This is a genomic window from Methylophilus luteus, assembly GCF_042676265.1.
Lineage (GTDB): Bacteria > Pseudomonadota > Gammaproteobacteria > Burkholderiales > Methylophilaceae > Methylophilus > Methylophilus luteus.
This window is the reverse complement of record NZ_JBHTKB010000001.1, coordinates 1,208,749-1,225,765: the sequence shown is the minus strand read 5'-3', so window position 1 is coordinate 1,225,765 and position 17,017 is coordinate 1,208,749. Positions and strand designations below refer to the sequence as shown.

Sequence of the window (17,017 nt, the reverse complement as noted above, 5' to 3'; positions counted from 1 at the left end):
CTTTAGCTAAAGGGGACGTAAAACGCATGTCCAGCGATATCGAAATAGCACAAGCAGCCACTTTGCGGCCCATACACGATATTGCGCAGCGCTTGGGCCTGGCGCCCACTGACCTGCATGTTTACGGCCAGCACATGGCCAAGCTGACGCAGGCCACAGTCAACCACCTGCATAGCCAGCCCAGCCGTGCCAAACTGATACTGGTCACCGCCATCAACCCTACCCCCGCAGGCGAAGGCAAAACCACCACCACGGTGGGGCTGACCGATGCCTTGAACCTGGCCGGCTACCAGGCACTGGCCTGTTTGCGCGAACCTTCGCTGGGGCCGGTATTTGGCATGAAGGGCGGTGCCACCGGCGGTGGCTATGCGCAGGTAGTGCCCATGGAGAATATCAACCTGCATTTCACTGGCGATTTTCACGCCATCAGCGCCGCCAATAATTTGCTGGCGGCGCTGGTCGACAACCATATCTACCATGGCAATGCGCTGCAGTTCGACCAGGTCAGCTGGCGCCGCTGTATGGATATGAATGACAGGGCGCTGCGCAGGATCACCATTAACCAGCCGACCTCTTATGACACCGGGTTTGATATCACCGTTGCCAGTGAGGTGATGGCGATATTCTGCCTGGCGACTGACCTGGCCGATCTGACCCGCCGTCTGGGGCGCGTGCAAGTGGGTGTCTCGCAACAGGGTAAGCCCATCCTGGCCAGTGACTTACAGGCTGAGGGCGCGATGACAGCTTTGCTCAAAGATGCTTTCCAGCCTAACCTAGTGCAGACACTGGAAGGTTCACCTGCGCTGCTGCATGGCGGCCCGTTTGCTAATATCGCACATGGCTGCAACAGCCTGGTCGCCACGCAGACAGCGTTGCGGCTGGCCGATTATGTGGTGACTGAAGCTGGTTTTGGCGCTGACCTCGGTGCCGAGAAGTTTATGGATATCAAGTGCCGCCAGTCTGGCCTGCGGCCGGATATGGCGGTGGTGGTCGCCACTGTGCGCGCACTGAAATATCATGGTGGTGTGGAAGTTGCTGACCTGAACAGCGAAAATCTGCCAGCATTGGCTGTCGGTATAGACAACCTGAAAAAACATGTAGATAACATGCGCCAGCATTTTGGCTTGCCGGTGCTGGTGGCGCTCAACCACTTTACCCAGGATACCGAGGCAGAAGTCGCACAGCTACGCGCTGCCGTTGAGTCCTGGGGTTCCAGCCTGCATGTCTGCAAACACTGGGCCGAGGGCGGCAAAGGGGCGCTGGAGCTGGCACATGCGGTGGCCGCACTGGCACAACAGCCGGCAAACCCAACCCTGCTTTATGAAGATCATCTGTCATTGCCAGAAAAACTGACGGTGATTGCACAATCGCTGTATGGCGCTGATGGCGTGACCTTAAGCGAACTGGCGCAGAAACAATTATTGGATATGGCTGGCGCCAGTGATGGCCTGCCGGTATGCGTCGCCAAAACGCAATATTCGCTGTCCAGCGATGCCAAACTGCGCAATGTGCCGCAAAACCATACCCTGCATGTGCGCGAATTACGCCTGTCACGCGGGGCCGGCTTTGTGGTGGCGATATGTGGTGACATCATGACCATGCCAGGCCTGCCCAAACAGCCGGCCAGCGGGCGCATAGCTGTAGACGATAGCGGCCGTATTCTTGGCCTTTCCTGAACCTGTTTTTTCTCGCTATAGTCTGATATTATAACTTTTGTTATAACGTCAATATTTACAGGAGCGCAATATGCATTCTCTCAAACTGACCCAAATCGGTAATTCTGTCGGTGTGATCCTGCCTAAAGAAGTACTCGCCAGGCTCAAGCTGGAAAAAGGCGATACGGTATACCTGACGGATGCGCCTGGTGCAGTGACTATATCGCCACATGATCCGGCCTTTGAAACACAGATGGATGTGGCGAGGAAGATCATGAAGTCCAGGCGAGAAGTCTTACGCGAGCTCGCTAAATGACTGCCGGGCAAAGCTGGATATGGCTGGATGCGCAGGTATTGCTGGCTGTACACGATGAACAATTAACTGAACATGGCGGTATTTCAGGTGTGCGTGACCTGGGCTTGTTTGAATCGGCTTTGAGTCGGCCACAACATTTGGCTGTATACGATGACCCGGATCATGCCGCCTTGGCTGCGGCTTATGGCTATGGCATCGCGCGCAATCATCCTTTTTTGGATGGCAACAAACGCACCGCCTTTGTCGCGGTGGAGTTATTTTTGGTCCTCAACGGTTATGAGCTCAATGCTACTGATGTTGAGTGCGTCATGGTCATGTTGGCCGTGGCCGCTGGTGATATGGATGAAGTGGTTTTTGCCGAATGGATACGTCAGCATGCGACTACCCAGGGTTAAGCATACGAAAGACGAATATTCATGCTGACCTTTCAACAAACCGGCCACGCCGACCAGACCATCAATAAGTCGCGCTTTATCGCGCGTGCCGGTCGTTGTGAGAACGAGCGTGAGCTGGCCTTGTTTTTGCGCCAGTTTGCCAGCGAGCATCAAAGCGCAGGCCATCTGGCTTATGCTTTCCGTATGAAGACGGCTGAAGGCATAGTCGCCCGTTTCTCAGACGCTGGCGAGCCGGCTGGTACTGCCGGCAAACCGATACAGCAGATGCTGGACGGGCAGGATTATGTGAACTGCTGTGTCGCGGTGATACGCTATTATGGCGGCATCAATCTGGGCACCGGCGGCCTGGTCAGGGCTTATGGCGGCACCGCCAAACAGGCGATGGAACAGGCAGGCAGCATTGCTTTCGTTGAGATGGTGCAGCTGAAGATCTCAACGACTTACAAACGTGTCGACGAGCTGACCCGCGAAGTGCAGCGATTGCACGGCGAGGTGCTGGACAAGAAATTTGATGAAGCGGTGCATTTCCTGCTTAAACTACCTATTGATGCGGCCAGGCAGTTACAGGCCAAATATTAGCCATTTATGATTAAAGTCCGGAGTCTGATGTGACCCAAACGCAAAAATTCGATACCGCCACCTATGTGTTGATGGCGGTACTGATGTGGCTGGTATTGAAAGTACAATTGCTGCCTGCCTTGCTGGCCGGTTTGCTGGTCTATGAGTTGATACATGTCATCGCGCCATTGATCGCGCGCCGCTTGCCAGGCAAATATGCCAAGTGGCTGGCAGTGGTGTTGCTGGCGACTTTGGTGATAGGCTTACTGGTCGCCATAGGTATGAGTATCATCACCCTGATACGCAGTGACACCGGCGGGCTGACCATGTTGTTCGACCAACTGGCCAAGATCATTGAAGACTCGCGCCAGGTATTGCCCGTATGGCTCAATGACAGGCTGCCGGATGATGCGATCACCTTGCAGCATACCGTGATCGAATGGCTGCGCGCGCACTCGGCTGACTGGCAGTTATTGGGTAAAGAAGCCGGCCATCACCTGGCACATATACTGATAGGTATGGTGATAGGGGCGATGGTGGCTTTGCATGACGTGCAGAGCAAGACCAACCCGCGCCCGTTTGCGCTAAGCCTGTTGCAGCGCATCACGCTGTTCGCACAGGCGTTCAAGAATATCATCTTTGCCCAGGTCAAGATCTCTGCAGTGAACGCCAGCCTGACTGCGGTCTATCTGGCCATCATATTGCCCCTGTGCGGCATACATCTGCCGTTTACCAAAACCATGATACTGATCACCTTTCTGGTCGGATTGCTGCCGGTGGTGGGTAACCTGATCTCCAATACCGTGATTGTGATCGTCAGTATCAGTCATTCATTTGTAGTTGCGCTAGGATCGCTGTTTTTCCTGATCGTAATCCACAAGCTGGAATACTTTTTAAATGCACGCATCGTAGGTAGTCAGATACGCGCGCATGCCTGGGAGCTGCTGGTGGCCATGCTGCTGATGGAAGCGACCTTTGGCTTGCCTGGCATAGTGGCAGCGCCTATCTATTACGCCTATATTAAAAGTGAGTGCCGCGAACGCGGCTGGGTTTAAGCTGACTGGGTTTAAGCTGACTGGGTTTAGGCTGACTGGGTTTAGGCTGACTGGGTTTAGGCTGACTGGGTTTAGGCTGACTGGGTTTAGGCTGACTGGGTTTAGGCTGACTGGGTTTAGGCTGGCAGTGTGCAAAAAAACATCAGGCTCGCGATTGCGAGCCTGTTTGCTTATCCGGCAATATTATTTCAGCTTGTACAAACGGTTTTCCAACGTTTTGCCGCCGCTGAGCTTATCTATCTGCTCGCCACTGGTCAGGCTCAGTTGCGCGACACGCTCATCCGGGTGCGGATGGGTCTGAAACAGCAAGGCCACGCTGCCATCATTGCTGCTCAGGGTCTCCATGTCCTGCAGGACTTCAGCCAGGCCATAGACTTCATAGCCGGCACGCGCAGCCAACACGGTGCCCATGCTGTCGGCTTCATACTCGGCGCTTTTATCCAGGTTGCGGGCGCTGATCTCAGCACCGGTAGACAAGGCACGTTGCGTGATTTTGTTTTTGCTGATCTTCTGTTTCAGAAATGAGCTGCCTGCATCCATCAGCGCCTGTTTCTGCATCACTTTCAGGTGGTGCCTCTGCACGATGTGGGCGATCTCATGCCCTAGCACACCGGCCAGTTGTGCTTCGCTGCTCAAGCGTTGATACAGGCCTTTGGTGATCAGCACATAGCCGCCAGGTGCGGCAAAGGCATTGACATCGCTACTGTCTATCACACCAAAATGCCAGGGCAGGCTGGTGCGTTCTGACTGGCTGGCCACCCAGCGGCCTACCTTATTCACGTATTGCTGCAACTGCGCATCATTCACCAGCGGCGCGGCACCGAGTATGGTGCCGGTCACATTGCGGCCGACGGCGATCTCGTCTTCCTGGCTGGGGTTCTTCCAGTCGATATTGGCTAGTTTTTCCTGGGCCGATTTTTCCTGGGCAGCAGCGTTCTGGTTATCGCTTGCCGCAGGCTGCACTGTCTTGCTGTTGCCGCCCAGCTGGTCGCTCACGGCATCCTTGAGTGCCCCTTTAAGGTCAAACGCCATGGCGCTGCCAGCAGTGAGTAAGCCGCTAGCTACGGCAGCGATGACTGCCTGTTTAAGCCTGGTATGGTTCAATAACTGCTTCTTCACGGCTGGTTACCTCCCTGAAAATAAGGGATCTGCTGGCTGCTCAAGCCAGCGCTGGCAGCATATTGTTTTGCTTCGTCTGCAGTCACGCTATAGCTTTCCAGCTTTTTGGTCTCTGCTTCATTGAACTGCGCGGTTTTCAGGTCTTCGGCACTGAGGCCACGGATACCGGTGGTAGACACCACTTTTCCGGTGCCGCTGCGGCCAGTCGCCACACCCACCACACCGGCGACATTATTGCCGTTGGCGCTATTGCGTTTCACGGTCAATAAACGTACCCAGCCGCTTTTGCCTGCCGTTTTGATCTGCAGCCATGCGCCTTTTTTATTCAGTATCTCGACTGCGTCATTCTTATTCACATTGCCGACCACCTTGGCGTCGCCAAATGCATCAGCGCGCAGCTGGTCAGGTTTCAGCACCACGCCGGTGTCTGCCGCGATCGCGCTGCTGCAACAGCATGCAGCCAGCAGCGCGATCAGCCTTAGCTTGATCATGTTTGTTTTTGTCATATGGGTGTCTCCACTTTCTCCGTGCCGGGTAAATCTGCCATGCTTGTTAAATCTGCCATCTCTAGCTGGATGATGGCTTGCGCAAACAGAATGCGCCATTGTGCTGCCAGTTGCGGCGCCTGGTTGGCGATCTTGCCCTGATGCATGCCATAGCGGATAGCCGGCTTATTGGGTAGACGCAATTTATCCAGCAAAGTCGGTAATTGTGCTGCCAGCTGTTGCGCGTCCTGCGCGGCAGCTTCGCGGTAAACGGTCTCTGGCTTGTATTGCCAGCTGACGATGACCAGGTCGCCAAACAGGCCCCAGATGCCGCTTTGCGTACCCAACAGTATATCTGTCTGGTTGGGCGCACGGCAGGCGGATTCTATCTCCTTGCGCACCAGTTTCATCACCGCATCGCCCAGGGTGTCCGGGCTTTCGATCACGATAGGCATCAGCAAGACTTCCAGCTCCGCACTGTTGGCGCTCAGGCCAAATGCCAGCCAGCGCTGCAGGGCACGGTCGGTCGCCAGGGCATAGATCTTGGCAACACCGAAATAGGCCACTGCCCAGACGATGGGGGCCGCCAGGTCGAGATAGGTATGAAAAAGGTTGATAGCAAGGTAAGACAGCACCAGCAGGCCGATCTGGCTGCCGGTGAAGATGCCATTGAAACGGTCGCGGTCTACCTTGAAATAAAACGCCAGCGTGGTCAGCCACACCAGCAACAGGCTGAGCAGTATATAAGGCAGTTTGCCGCGCCAGACTTTCAGGTAATCCTGGTGCAGCGTGTTGTCCAGCGCCGTTGCCAGGATCTCCACCCCCGGAAACTGCTTATCCATGGCGGTAGGTTTGATATCGAACAGCGCCGGTGCGGTAGAGCCTATGATGACGATCTTGTCTTTGAATTCATCCTGCGGGCGCTTGGGCTGCGAGCTGGCGCTATCGGTATACACCTCGCTGAACGAAATATAGTGATAGGTGAACGGTTTGCCGCGCCAGTTCAGCAGCATCTCATCCGGCGTATTGCCAGTCTCGTACTGCATGGCATCTGCCACCAGCAAGGGCAGGGCAGGCAGGGTCCAACCCCTGTCGTGATGACGCATGCGGTACTGGCGCACGACGCCATCGTTATCGGGGTAGACATTGTGCGTACCCATACGCTGCGCTTGCCAGGCGCCTTTGAAATAGGGCGGGATAGCGGCAAAAGTGGCCTGCTGGTCTGCATCCGGCGTGTGCGCCAGGCCGGGGATCTGCGCATAGGTGAGCTGGCTTTTGCTATCCTGACTGGCATCCAGCCTTAGCAACGGAAAAAAGCAATTGTCACAGGCGGTGATGACATCGTTGAAATAGTTGTCGCTATCCGGGTTATATACATCGGCATCCGAGAACACGATATCGAAAATGATGGCTTTAGGTTGCTGGCGCTGTATATTCTCTACCAGCTCGCCTAGCACCTGGCGCGGCCACGGCCAGCGGCCATATTCTTTGGACATGGCTTCCAGGCTGGCTTCATTGATATCGATAATGACGATGGCAGGGTCGGCGGCCGGTTTGAAGATGCGGTTTTTCACCATCAGGTCAAACGCCTTGTCGCGCATGTTCTGGCCGACATGAAATACGCCGGCATCCAGCAGGATCACCGCGCTGAACAGCAGCGCCAGGTAGAGATAAAAGTTATTCTTGAGCCTGCGGGTCAGGCTGGCCAGCCAGAACCCGAGCATGAGTTTCAGTTTTAGCATATCGCTCCGTGGTGGTGACGGGTCACGCTTTAGTATTTTCCCGGTTGGTATTATTTTAGTGACGCCATGCCTGCATTGACCCGAACGGGCCATTGAGCGTCAACGCTAATAGTCCTATTCTAGCAACATCACAAATGCGCAGGGTCGTTTATGAGTGTAAATCTGAAAATCGTGTTTTTTGGATTTATTTTGCTCATGTTCATCAGCATGATGGATGTCTTTGTGTGAGTGTGGCGTGTTTTTCAAGTTTAAAGTCATTTATAACCCCGTCGTGACGGGGTTTTTTCTTTTCTGCCGCCCATCAGCACCAGCCTACCGAGCAGCCTAGTCTCCCCCGTCACACAAGCTTCATGTAAGTGCAACCTTTCTGCCACAGATGTTTTTAACAATACTCCAGGTAAACGCGCTGGCTTGCATGCTGGCGCGCAAGTTAATCACATACAATCAGGGAGAACCTACACATGAAGCTTAACTCTTGGGCAATGACCGGCCTGCTGGTCATGGCAGCACTGTCACCTGCGACACAAGCGGCAGAACTCATACAAAATGGCGGTTTTGAGTCACACGGAGCCGATGTTTACGATATCACCGGCTGGCAAGTGGCAGAGCAGGGCTTTTTCGGCGGTGTGCTGGCGCAAACCGGCACATCTACCGAAGCCACCGCCAACGCTACCGTGGGCGCTTATCAGGGCAGCTACTATGGCATTCTGGATAACTACGGTTATGCCAGCAATGCATTGTTCCAGACCTTTAGCACTGGTGCAGTTTCTTCTGCTACTTTAAGCTTTCAGATGTTTGTCAATAATCAGAACAGCACCACGAATATCGATGCTGCCGGCTTGGATTACAGCGTAGATGCTACAGATAACCCTAACCAGCACGTGCGTGTAGATATCTTGAAAGCCGGTGCCGACCCTTTCTCTATCGATAGCGCGGATGTTGTACAAAGCCTTTATATCGGCGGCGCCAATGGTGTGCTGACTGCGAACAACTATGTGAATTACAGCTTTGACCTGAGTTCCAGCCTGGCTGCAGGCGGTAGTTATATCTTGCGCTTTGCCACCGTGGCAAACCAGAATTCATTACAGCTGGGTGTGGATAACATCAGCCTGAATGCAGTATCTTCTGTGCCGGAAGCCGATTCAGTCGCCATGTTGCTGGCCGGCCTGGGCCTGATGGCAGGTGTTGTGCGCCGTCGTCGTAGCTGAACAAATACTTTATATATATAAAATAAACTCTCTAAAGGAAAAATCATGGACTTTTTAAACTTGAAACGCACGGCCGTGGTTGCCATGCTGCTGGGCTCGCAATTCGCCCTGTCTAATGTGGCACAGGCTGAAAATGCACAGTTTTGGCTGAATGATGGCGCTGCCAGCCTGAATGACAGCAAAAAGCTGGTACCGAATGCCAAAAAAGCCAAGAACATCATCCTGTTCGTGGGCGATGGCATGGGTATCTCAACCGTGACCGGCGCACGCATTTTTGAGGGCCAGTTAAAAGGCATAGACGGCGAGCGTAACAAGCTGTCATTTGAAGAGTTCCCTTACGTAGCTCTTTCAAAAACCTACTCTACTAACCAGCAGACTTCTGACTCTGCACCTACCATGACAGCGATCATCTCTGGCGTGAAAACCAACGATGGCATTATTTCGCTGAACCAGTCTGTGGCCAGAAACGAAGCGAATCCGTCTGTGATCAACGCTGGCAAAGTGACGACTATCCTGGAACAGGCTGAGATCGCCGGTAAATCCACAGGTGTGGTATCTACAGCGCGTATCACGCACGCGACTCCGGCTGCGACTTATGCACATATCTCCAACCGTGACTGGGAAGGCAACGCCAACCTGTCAGCTGCTGCCGCGACCAATGGTGTCAAAGACATTGCTGCACAACTGATAGACAATTTCGGTACCGGCAAGATCGGTGATGGCATCGATGTAGTATTCGGCGGTGGCCGTAGCTATTTCCTGCCAAACACAGTGACAGATATCGAAGGTACTAAAGGCCGCCGTACCGATGGCCGTAACCTGCCGCAAGAATATGTCAACAAATTCGGTGGTGTGTATATCCAGGACCAGAACGGTTTCAATGCCTTGAATCCAGTGACCACCAACAAAGTCATCGGCCTGTTCAACCCATCGCACATGGAGTTTGAGCAAGACCGTGCTAACGATATCGCCGGTGAGCCTTCATTGGCTGACATGACCGGCAAAGCCATTGATATCCTGAAGAAAAACCAGAATGGTTATTTCCTCATGGTTGAAGCTGGCCGTATCGATCACGCTTCTCACGCTGGTAACGCCTACCGTACTTTCAAGGACGCGGTAGCACTGTCTGACGCGGTACGTGAAGCTGCCAGCAAGGTCAACCTCAACGAAACGCTGATCATTGTGACGGCCGACCATAGCCACACCTTGACTATCGGTGGTTACCCAAAACGTGGCAACCCTATTTTGGGTAAAGTGGTTGAGCCAGGTAAAACAGCGCCAACGCTGGCTGCTGATGGCAAGCCTTACACCACAGTGAGCTTTGCTAACGGCCCTGGTTATCACACAAACTCGCCAGGCGAAGCTGTTTACAATGAAGCGATCGCCGCTGGCCGCGTGGTGGATATGTCAGGCGTAGATACTGAAGACCCTGATTTCCACCAGGAAGCACTGGTGCCATTGAGCTCTGAAACCCACGCTGGTGAAGAAGTGGCCATCTATGCCATCGGCCCTAAATCTTATCTGGTGCACGGCGTGCAGGAGCAAAGCTATATCTACCAGGTCATGAAAGACGCTTTCGGTTACTAATTGAGGAAAACAAGTGGCTGCGCGGGCAAATTACTGCGTTGCGCGGTACTCAAAATCCTCATGTACTTATGTACATTCCGGTTTTTGCGTGCCGTGCGCCTGGTACTTTATCCCGCTCGCTCACTTTTTCCAGGTTGTTTGAGAAAGTGTCCGTAGCTAGTTTAGGTGTTTTGCAATGCAGGGCGGCGATCTGTCGCCCTGTACCACTTGATGGAAAGAAATAATGAACAAAACTATTCAAATGCTGGGTCTGGCCGCGCTGGCTATGCTGGCGGCCAAAGCAAGTATTGCCGAGGAAGTCGTCAATGCGCGTTTCGAAACCACACAATGCGCGACCCCATGTACAGATGCTTCCGCTAAACGCCTGCAGTGGTGGCTGATGCGCGAAGACGATCAGGTCGAGATACGCCACCTGTACCAGAATGGCCAGCCGGCACACAACAGCAGCCTGTGGATGAAAAAACCGGCCGGGCAGTTCAATTACAGTTTTCTGATGCACGAAGATGGCCGCACTATCGACTATTCTGATGTAGACCTGAAGTTGCTGGCGATCAAAACCGACCTCAATATCTGGCAGGTGAAATCACAACTGGTCACCGATGAAGAGCTGGGCAAACTGAAAAAAGTGGCCCTAGACATGCAACAGCAAATGGAAAAGCAACAGCAATATGGTCACGATGTAGAGAAATATGTAGGCGAGCTGGGTAACGGCGTGCGTACCGAGGTATTGTGGATGCCGGCGGTGAAATTGCCCTATTCAGTGCAATACCACTATCCCGAGCATACCGTCACTATCCAGCTGCAGGTTTTGCAGACCGGTGCCCCGGCTGCCGGCGACGCGGTGATCGCGCCTAAAGCGAGCCTGGCGACGTTGAGCAATTACCAGCATGTCGATTTCACCGACCTCGGCGATATGGAACATAACCCTTCGGAAATGCAATGGCTGACCCGTGCGCACGGTGCGCCTGGCTTGCAGGCGCACAATCATTGAGTTACACCTGGTTTGCAGGCGCATAATCACTAAATCACGCCTGGCAGCCAGTCACCAGCTAAGCTAGCGCCTCGCAGCGTAATTTTCTGCGAGGCGCTATGGCGCAACTGTCATCGGCTATAATGCGCTGATGGCCCTACAAATCATTCAATTACTCCTGCTAGCCCTGATCATAGGCATACTGGTCTGGCAGTCACGCAAGCAGCAACAGGCTACACAGGAAGCGCTGGCCTTGTTGCTTTCACAGCAACTCGAAGAAAAACATAGGCTGATGATGAGCGAGTTGCATCAATCGCTCAATCTGCTGGCAGACAGGTTGCAAAACCAGAACGCCGACCAGCAAGACCGTTTACGCACGCAGCTGTCACAGGAGCTGAATGCTACGCGTGATTCCATGCAGGCTTTGCGTGTCACCATGCAAGAGCTGCAGGTAGCGCAGCGCGACCATCTCTCCCAAAGTAGCGAGCAGCTCAGCCAGAGTCTGCGTAATGGCTTGTCTGAGCAGGGCATGGCGCAGCAAAACCTGCTCAACACCGCCTTGCAGACCACCACGCATAGCCTGATGCAAGGTATAGAGGCGCTGACCAAGGTGGTGGATACACGCCTGGAAGAAATGAGCGGCAAAGTATCCGAGCGCCTGGAAGAGGGATTTAAAAAAACCAACGAGACCTTTGCCAACGTCATGGCGCGCCTGGCGACCATTGATGAAGCACAAAAGAAAATTGATGGTCTCAGCGTCAATATGGTGAGCCTGCAGGAGTTGCTGGGTGATAAACGCAGCCGTGGCGCCTTTGGCGAGGTGCAGCTGGAAGGGCTGGTGCGCAATGTGCTGCCTAGTAACAGTTTTGCCATGCAGCATACTTTCAGTAATGGCGCGCGCGCGGATTGCGCATTATTCCTGCCTGATCCAACCGGGACCGTGGCAGTAGACAGTAAATTTCCGCTTGAGAACTACCACCGCATGTATGACAGCAGCCTTGGTGAAGTATTGCAGGCGCAATCAGGGAAACAGTTTAAGGCGGATATCAGGAAGCATATCGACGATATCAGTAATAAATACATTATCGCCAATGAAACCTCAGATGGCGCGGTGATGTTTATCCCAGCCGAAGCAGTATTTGCCGAGATTCATGCCTACCATAGTGAAGTGGTGGATTATGCTATGCAGAAACGCGTGTGGTTGGTGTCACCAACCACGTTAATGGCGGTGCTGAACACTGCCCGCGCCGTGCTGAAAGATGTGGAAATGCGCAAGCAGGTACATATCATTAAAGATGAACTGGGCAAACTGAGCAAGGACTTCAACCGCTTTGATACACGCATGAAAAAACTGGCTGATAATATACGCCAGGCCCACGAAAATGCGCAGGATGTGCATATCAGCAGCCAGAAAATCACCAGGCGTTTTGCCCAGATTGAGAAAGTGGAGCTGGCGCAGGAAGAAGGGTTAGGCACAATCGAGCTGCTGGAAGAATTAGAGGAAATTGAGAAGAGTAACCCGACATGAAGATCACCATTTTGTACTTTGCCCGCATCAAGGAAGTCGTCAACTACTCCTCGGAGGAGGTGGCGCTGCCCGAAGGTGTGGAGACCATCATTGCGTTAAAGGCCTGGTTGTCCAATCGCGGTGCCACCTGGCAGAAACTGTTCAGTGGCACAGGCGTGGTGCGTGCCGCCATCAACCATGAGCTGGTGGATGATATGGCGACCATGGATGATGGCGACGAAGTGGCGTTTTTCCCACCGGTGACCGGAGGCTGAACTTGAGCGTGCCTGCCACCCTGAACATCTCTGTACAGCCGCAAGACTTTGATACCGGCCTTGAGTTGCAACAACTGCGGGCGGCGACGCCGCAAGCTGGTGCCGTGGTCAGTTTTGTCGGGCTGGTGCGCGACCTGTCGGCAGATGGCAAGCTGGACCAGATGCTGATAGAGCATTACCCGGGCATGACAGAAGCGGCCTTGCAGCGTATCGCCGAACAGGCCTGCCAGCGCTGGCCCTTGCTCGGTGTGCGTTTGATCCACCGCGTCGGAGCCCTGGCGGCACAGGCGCAGATCGTGCTGGTGGCCACCAGCAGCCTGCACCGGCAGGCAGCATTTGAAGCCTGCGCTTTTATCATGGACTATTTGAAGACAGAAGCTCCGTTCTGGAAAAAAGAAATCGGCGATTTTGGCGAGCGCTGGGTCGAAGCCCGTGCCTCGGATGAACACGCAAAACAACAGTGGCAAAAGAATAATGGAAAGTCACCTACATGATGCAAGTATTGAATCCTGTTGAAATGACAGTGGCGTACAAACTGTCGCCCATGTCGTTTGAATCTACGCAAGAGTTGCTGGATGCCTCTGACATGAGCCTGACCGACTACGGCTGGAAACTGCAGCCCGAGGCGCAAAAGACCCTGATGATGGGCTTGTCTATACAAGAGGGCGGTTGCAATGTGCTGGTGCTGGGCACACCTGGCTCCGGTCGTGCCAGCCTGAGCCTGGCCGCCATGAAGGCTGCTGCCGTGACCGGCATAGACAGCTCATTGACTGACCTGGTCGCGCTGTATGATTTCAGCCAGCAATCCTGTGCCAATTACATCAAGCTGCCGGCCGGGCTGGGTTCGCAGTTGCGCACAGTGATGGATGCATTCATCAAAACGCTGATGGTGGAAATGTCGCAGTGGCTGGATAGCAACGGCCAGGTGAATTTCCCGCAGGCGGAAGTCTGGCTGGAAGAACGGGTAGACAGCCTGCGCGCACAGCTGAGCAGTGCCAAGCTGTCATCGCTGTTTAATGTGATCAAGCCGGAAGTGCTCGCTTATCTGCAAGCCTGGCAGCAACTGGGCAGTGAGCCTGAAGGCAGTAACGATGGCCTGGTCAATGAAAGCTTTTTAGCACGTTTCCGCGTCAACCTGCTGGTAGACCAGCGCGCCAATCTGACCGCCGCAGTCAAACAGCCGGTGGTGGAAGAAAAAGACCCCGGTTTCGCTGCGCTGTTCGGCATGCTGGAAAACGCTGCCGGTGAAGCCGCGCAATGGCCGGAGTTTCTGCGCTTGCGTGCAGGCAGCGTGCACCGGGCAGATGGCGGCATGCTGCTGCTGCATCTGCGTGACCTGATGCAGGATGAGAATAACGGCGGTGCCTTGCTGGAAAAACTCTACCGCCTGATGCGTAACCGCGAAGTGCAGATAGAAGACTGGGCCAACCATGCCCAGCAAGGCGCGGGCGGCAATCGCCATGGCGCCTTGCCGGTGCATGTCAAGCTGATCATGATCGCCACGCGCGAAGACTATTATGATTGCCTGGAAGCGCAGCCTGATTTCTTTGACTTTTTTCCGGTCAAGGTCGAGTTTGAAGACCGCGTAGCGGCCTCGCTGGAAAACTATGCCTGGGTGGCTGGTTATATCGCGCAAAAATGCCAGCAGCACAGCCTGCCGCATTTCAGTGGCGCGGCAGTCAATGAGCTATTGCATTTTATGCACAGGCTGGAAGAAGACCAGAGCCGCATCAGCATCCGTTTTGCGCACCTGGACCAACTGATGCATGAAAGCGTGGCGGCCGCGGCAGATGCACGCCTGGTGACTGATGCGCATGTCAAGCAGGCGCTGTCGGCGCGCCTGTTGCGCCAGCAATTCTTTGAAACGCAGATCCGCGACTCTATCATTGATAACGAGCTGCTGATCCAGGTGCACGGCGATGTGGTCGGCCAGGTCAATGGCCTGACCCATATCGAGCTCGGCGATGCCAGTTTTGGCTCGCCTATCCGTATCACAGCGCGTTGCTACCCTGGCCGTAGCGGGGTGATCAATATAGACCGCGAAGTCGAAATGAGCGGCCCCAGCCACGACAAAGGCATCTATATATTACAAAACTGGCTGAGTGCCAGTTTCTGGGCGCTGGCCCCGCTAAGCCTGAGTGCTTCGCTGGTGTTTGAGCAGGAATACAACGGCGTGGAGGGTGATTCAGCCTCTTGTGCCGAGTTGTTTGCACTGCTGTCGGCACTGACTGGCCTGCCTATCAAGCAGGGCATCGCTGTAACGGGCGCACTCAACCAGTTTGGTGAAGTGATGCCCATAGGCGGCGTCAACGAGAAGATAGAAGGTTATTTCCGCGTCTGCCAGGCACTGGGCCTGAATGGCGAGCAGGGGGTGATCATCCCCAAACGCAATCAGCGCCACCTGGTACTCGATGAAAGCGTGGTGACGGCGGTGAATAATGGCATGTTCAAGATCATTACCATAGACCATGTGCTGGAAGGCATCGCGCACCTGACTGGTTGCGAAGCCGGCACGCAGGAAGCTGACGGCACTTATAGCGGCAATACGCTGATGGCGCGCGCGCAAACCGTGCTTGCCAGTTTCAGGCAGACGCTGGAGCGCAACCAGGCGCATCTGGCCTATATTCAACCGCAGGCAGAGACCGGCAAGTCTTAATTCGCACTATGGCCAGAACGCATAATAAAAAGCAGGATAAACAATCGCCCGCTGATAAAGACGAGGATGACAGTTGCCGTCTGGATAAGTGGTTATGGGCGGCACGGTTTTTTAAGACACGCAGCCTGGCAGCCGATGCCGTTGATGGCGGCAAAGTGCGCATAGATGGTGACCGCGCCAAGAATGCCAGGGAAATGAAGCCTGGCATGCGCGTCAGCATCAAAAACAAAGACATGCAGATAGAAGTCGAAGTGCTGGCACTAAGTAATGTGCGGCGCGGCGCGCCAGAAGCGGCACTGCTATACCGCGAAACCGAAGAAAGCCTGCGCATACGGCAACAGGCCCAGGAAAGTGGCGCTGATCATTTTGCTGAACGTGACCGCGGCGTAGGCCGCCCCACCAAACGGCAAATGCGCGATATCCAGCGCTTTACCGGCCGGGATTAAACCGCATTCCAGCTTAGCTTGGTTTTGGGTAAGCAGTCACGGTGCCGGTTTTTGCCACCGCCTGCGCACGGCATGAAACATCCAGTTTCTGGAAAATACGCTTGAGATGGTTTTTAACCGTGTTGGCGCTGATATCCAGGATCATACCTATCTCCAGATTGGTTTTGCCACCGCGCACCCAATGCAAGATCTCCTGCTCGCGGTCAGACAAACCACCATGGGCCATGCTATCAAGCAGGTCTTCATCTTTCACTATCGGTTTCAGGTGGCCGACGCGGCGTATGGCTGCATCCACATGCGGCATGATCATGCCGAGAAACTGGTCAGGCACATGAAACTCGCGGGTGCGGTCAAAAAACACATACAGACAATCATTTTTGCCGCGGGTATCGCGTACCCCATACACCAGCAGCGAGTGCATTTTCATTAATTGCTGGGTAAAGGCATTGGGCGATTGCGCATGTATGCCGCTGGCGTCAAAACGGTTGATCACATACCATTTCTCGTCATTTTCCAGCCAGCGCTTGTGCAGGTTGCACATCAGATAATTGACGATGGCCGAATCCTGCAGCAGGCACTGTGTGGTCACTTCAGGCAGCGCAGAAGAAACATCAAAGTGCAGCTCACCGGTGCTGAAATTGCCCCAGGTCGCCAGCAGGGCGTCGTGGCGCATCAGAGGATGTATGTCTTGTTTTAGCCAGTTGAAAAAGTCAACATGGCGTTGAATGGCGTATGAATTCTGTATTGCATGCAGAATTCCCTCCCAATGTGCTTGTTTTTTTTGTGCCAGCATGGAGATACCTCAAAGTTATTGTGCGCAGGCCAACTACAACCATGCGCATTTATGGTTTAACTTTGTTTACGGCAGCAAGCGCGTGCTTCTTTAATCTGTTGCTGAAAAATAGCCCGCCCGCCTGAAATAGACGCTGGCTAAACATCAAGCGCGGGTGCGTGCGGTAATGTCCAAGGCTGATGCCAGCCGCGACTTGCGATAAAATGAATGAATGTTTTTTTCTTGTGTCACTACCTGATGATCTATCAGC

Annotated in this window: 17 protein-coding genes; 13 read left to right on the top strand and 4 right to left on the bottom strand. The window is 54.0% G+C overall.

Annotation, left to right across the window (positions count from 1 at the left end; translation table 11 throughout):
* Positions 1 to 26: 26 nt before the first annotated feature.
* From ACFQ1Z_RS05565 to ACFQ1Z_RS05545, 5 genes are all read left to right on the top strand, one after another.
* The gene (locus ACFQ1Z_RS05565) at positions 27 to 1,676 is read left to right on the top strand and encodes a formate--tetrahydrofolate ligase (RefSeq protein WP_379056243.1); all 1,650 of its coding nucleotides are present in this window, start codon (positions 27 to 29) and stop codon (positions 1,674 to 1,676) included.
* A gap of 70 nt (positions 1,677 to 1,746) precedes the next feature.
* Positions 1,747 to 1,971: an AbrB/MazE/SpoVT family DNA-binding domain-containing protein gene (locus ACFQ1Z_RS05560; RefSeq protein ID WP_379056241.1), complete on the top strand. Its 225-nt coding sequence runs from the start codon at positions 1,747 to 1,749 to the stop codon at positions 1,969 to 1,971.
* Complete coding sequence (locus ACFQ1Z_RS05555; protein WP_379056240.1) at positions 1,968 to 2,366, top strand: type II toxin-antitoxin system death-on-curing family toxin; 399 nt, start codon at positions 1,968 to 1,970, stop codon at positions 2,364 to 2,366. Before ACFQ1Z_RS05560 ends, ACFQ1Z_RS05555 begins: the two co-directional genes overlap by 4 nt.
* 21 nt (positions 2,367 to 2,387) lie before the next feature.
* A complete protein-coding gene (locus ACFQ1Z_RS05550; RefSeq protein WP_379056238.1) occupies positions 2,388 to 2,945 on the top strand; it encodes an IMPACT family protein in 558 nt (185 codons plus the stop codon).
* Positions 2,946 to 2,974: 29 nt separating this feature from the next.
* Complete coding sequence (locus ACFQ1Z_RS05545) at positions 2,975 to 3,979, top strand: AI-2E family transporter (RefSeq protein WP_379056237.1); 1,005 nt, start codon at positions 2,975 to 2,977, stop codon at positions 3,977 to 3,979.
* Between the two features lie 183 nt (positions 3,980 to 4,162).
* Here ACFQ1Z_RS05545 and ACFQ1Z_RS05540 read toward each other — a convergent pair whose 3' ends face one another.
* Genes ACFQ1Z_RS05540 through ACFQ1Z_RS05530 form a run of 3 tightly spaced genes read right to left on the bottom strand, consistent with a single transcriptional unit; the run spans position 4,163 to position 7,325 of the window.
* Positions 4,163 to 5,083, bottom strand: a complete 921-nt coding sequence (locus ACFQ1Z_RS05540) for a M48 family metalloprotease (protein WP_379057180.1) — start codon at positions 5,081 to 5,083, stop codon at positions 4,163 to 4,165.
* A gap of 11 nt (positions 5,084 to 5,094) precedes the next feature.
* Entirely contained in the window at positions 5,095 to 5,604 is a 510-nt protein-coding gene (locus ACFQ1Z_RS05535) for an SH3 domain-containing protein (RefSeq protein WP_379056235.1), read from the bottom strand.
* Entirely contained in the window at positions 5,601 to 7,325 is a 1,725-nt protein-coding gene (locus tag ACFQ1Z_RS05530; protein WP_379056234.1) for a CHASE2 domain-containing protein, read from the bottom strand. Before ACFQ1Z_RS05530 ends, ACFQ1Z_RS05535 begins: the two co-directional genes overlap by 4 nt.
* A 461-nt stretch (positions 7,326 to 7,786) precedes the next feature.
* Here ACFQ1Z_RS05530 and ACFQ1Z_RS05525 point away from each other — a divergent pair, with 461 nt between their 5' ends.
* The 8 genes from ACFQ1Z_RS05525 (at position 7,787) to ACFQ1Z_RS05490 (ending at position 15,974) form a co-directional block, all read left to right on the top strand.
* Positions 7,787 to 8,533 (top strand): PEP-CTERM sorting domain-containing protein, encoded by a 747-nt coding sequence (locus ACFQ1Z_RS05525; RefSeq protein WP_379056233.1) that lies wholly within the window; start codon positions 7,787 to 7,789, stop codon positions 8,531 to 8,533.
* A gap of 45 nt (positions 8,534 to 8,578) precedes the next feature.
* The gene (locus tag ACFQ1Z_RS05520; RefSeq protein WP_379056232.1) at positions 8,579 to 10,120 is read left to right on the top strand and encodes an alkaline phosphatase; all 1,542 of its coding nucleotides are present in this window, start codon (positions 8,579 to 8,581) and stop codon (positions 10,118 to 10,120) included.
* 223 nt (positions 10,121 to 10,343) lie between these two features.
* Positions 10,344 to 11,111, top strand: a complete 768-nt coding sequence (locus ACFQ1Z_RS05515; RefSeq protein ID WP_379056231.1) for a hypothetical protein — start codon at positions 10,344 to 10,346, stop codon at positions 11,109 to 11,111.
* Between the two features lie 130 nt (positions 11,112 to 11,241).
* Complete coding sequence (locus ACFQ1Z_RS05510; RefSeq protein WP_379056229.1) at positions 11,242 to 12,618, top strand: DNA recombination protein RmuC; 1,377 nt, start codon at positions 11,242 to 11,244, stop codon at positions 12,616 to 12,618.
* On the top strand, positions 12,615 to 12,872 hold the full coding sequence (gene moaD, locus ACFQ1Z_RS05505; RefSeq protein WP_379056228.1) for a molybdopterin converting factor subunit 1: 258 nt from the start codon (positions 12,615 to 12,617) through the stop codon (positions 12,870 to 12,872). The genes ACFQ1Z_RS05510 and moaD overlap by 4 nt, the downstream gene beginning before the upstream one ends.
* Positions 12,873 to 12,874: 2 nt before the next feature.
* A complete protein-coding gene (locus ACFQ1Z_RS05500) occupies positions 12,875 to 13,366 on the top strand; it encodes a molybdenum cofactor biosynthesis protein MoaE (protein ID WP_379056227.1) in 492 nt (163 codons plus the stop codon).
* Complete coding sequence (locus ACFQ1Z_RS05495) at positions 13,363 to 15,528, top strand: Lon protease family protein (RefSeq protein WP_379056226.1); 2,166 nt, start codon at positions 13,363 to 13,365, stop codon at positions 15,526 to 15,528. The genes ACFQ1Z_RS05500 and ACFQ1Z_RS05495 overlap by 4 nt, the downstream gene beginning before the upstream one ends.
* A gap of 8 nt (positions 15,529 to 15,536) precedes the next feature.
* Positions 15,537 to 15,974 carry an RNA-binding S4 domain-containing protein gene (locus ACFQ1Z_RS05490; RefSeq protein ID WP_379056225.1) on the top strand — a complete coding sequence of 146 codons (438 nt, stop codon included), beginning with the start codon at positions 15,537 to 15,539 and terminating at the stop codon, positions 15,972 to 15,974.
* Between the two features lie 13 nt (positions 15,975 to 15,987).
* On the opposite strand, the gene epsA is transcribed toward ACFQ1Z_RS05490, so the two are convergent.
* A complete protein-coding gene (gene epsA, locus ACFQ1Z_RS05485) occupies positions 15,988 to 16,767 on the bottom strand; it encodes an XrtB/PEP-CTERM-associated transcriptional regulator EpsA (RefSeq protein ID WP_379056224.1) in 780 nt (259 codons plus the stop codon).
* Positions 16,768 to 17,017 lie beyond the last annotated feature (250 nt).

What these genes read in the sequence shown, in the direction of transcription:
- moaD (WP_379056228.1), top strand. Translation starts at nt 12,615, where the DNA reads ATGAAGATCACCATTTTGTACTTTGCCCGCATCAAGGAAGTCGTCAAC.
- ACFQ1Z_RS05495 (WP_379056226.1), top strand. Translation starts at nt 13,363, where the DNA reads ATGATGCAAGTATTGAATCCTGTTGAAATGACAGTGGCGTACAAACTG.
- ACFQ1Z_RS05525 (WP_379056233.1), top strand. Translation starts at nt 7,787, where the DNA reads ATGAAGCTTAACTCTTGGGCAATGACCGGCCTGCTGGTCATGGCAGCA.
- ACFQ1Z_RS05490 (WP_379056225.1), top strand. Translation starts at nt 15,537, where the DNA reads ATGGCCAGAACGCATAATAAAAAGCAGGATAAACAATCGCCCGCTGAT.
- ACFQ1Z_RS05535 (WP_379056235.1), bottom strand. Translation starts at nt 5,604, where the DNA reads ATGACAAAAACAAACATGATCAAGCTAAGGCTGATCGCGCTGCTGGCT.
- epsA (WP_379056224.1), bottom strand. Translation starts at nt 16,767, where the DNA reads ATGCTGGCACAAAAAAAACAAGCACATTGGGAGGGAATTCTGCATGCA.
- ACFQ1Z_RS05530 (WP_379056234.1), bottom strand. Translation starts at nt 7,325, where the DNA reads ATGCTAAAACTGAAACTCATGCTCGGGTTCTGGCTGGCCAGCCTGACC.
- ACFQ1Z_RS05520 (WP_379056232.1), top strand. Translation starts at nt 8,579, where the DNA reads ATGGACTTTTTAAACTTGAAACGCACGGCCGTGGTTGCCATGCTGCTG.
- ACFQ1Z_RS05555 (WP_379056240.1), top strand. Translation starts at nt 1,968, where the DNA reads ATGACTGCCGGGCAAAGCTGGATATGGCTGGATGCGCAGGTATTGCTG.
- ACFQ1Z_RS05515 (WP_379056231.1), top strand. Translation starts at nt 10,344, where the DNA reads ATGAACAAAACTATTCAAATGCTGGGTCTGGCCGCGCTGGCTATGCTG.
- ACFQ1Z_RS05560 (WP_379056241.1), top strand. Translation starts at nt 1,747, where the DNA reads ATGCATTCTCTCAAACTGACCCAAATCGGTAATTCTGTCGGTGTGATC.
- ACFQ1Z_RS05510 (WP_379056229.1), top strand. Translation starts at nt 11,242, where the DNA reads ATGGCCCTACAAATCATTCAATTACTCCTGCTAGCCCTGATCATAGGC.
- ACFQ1Z_RS05565 (WP_379056243.1), top strand. Translation starts at nt 27, where the DNA reads ATGTCCAGCGATATCGAAATAGCACAAGCAGCCACTTTGCGGCCCATA.
- ACFQ1Z_RS05550 (WP_379056238.1), top strand. Translation starts at nt 2,388, where the DNA reads ATGCTGACCTTTCAACAAACCGGCCACGCCGACCAGACCATCAATAAG.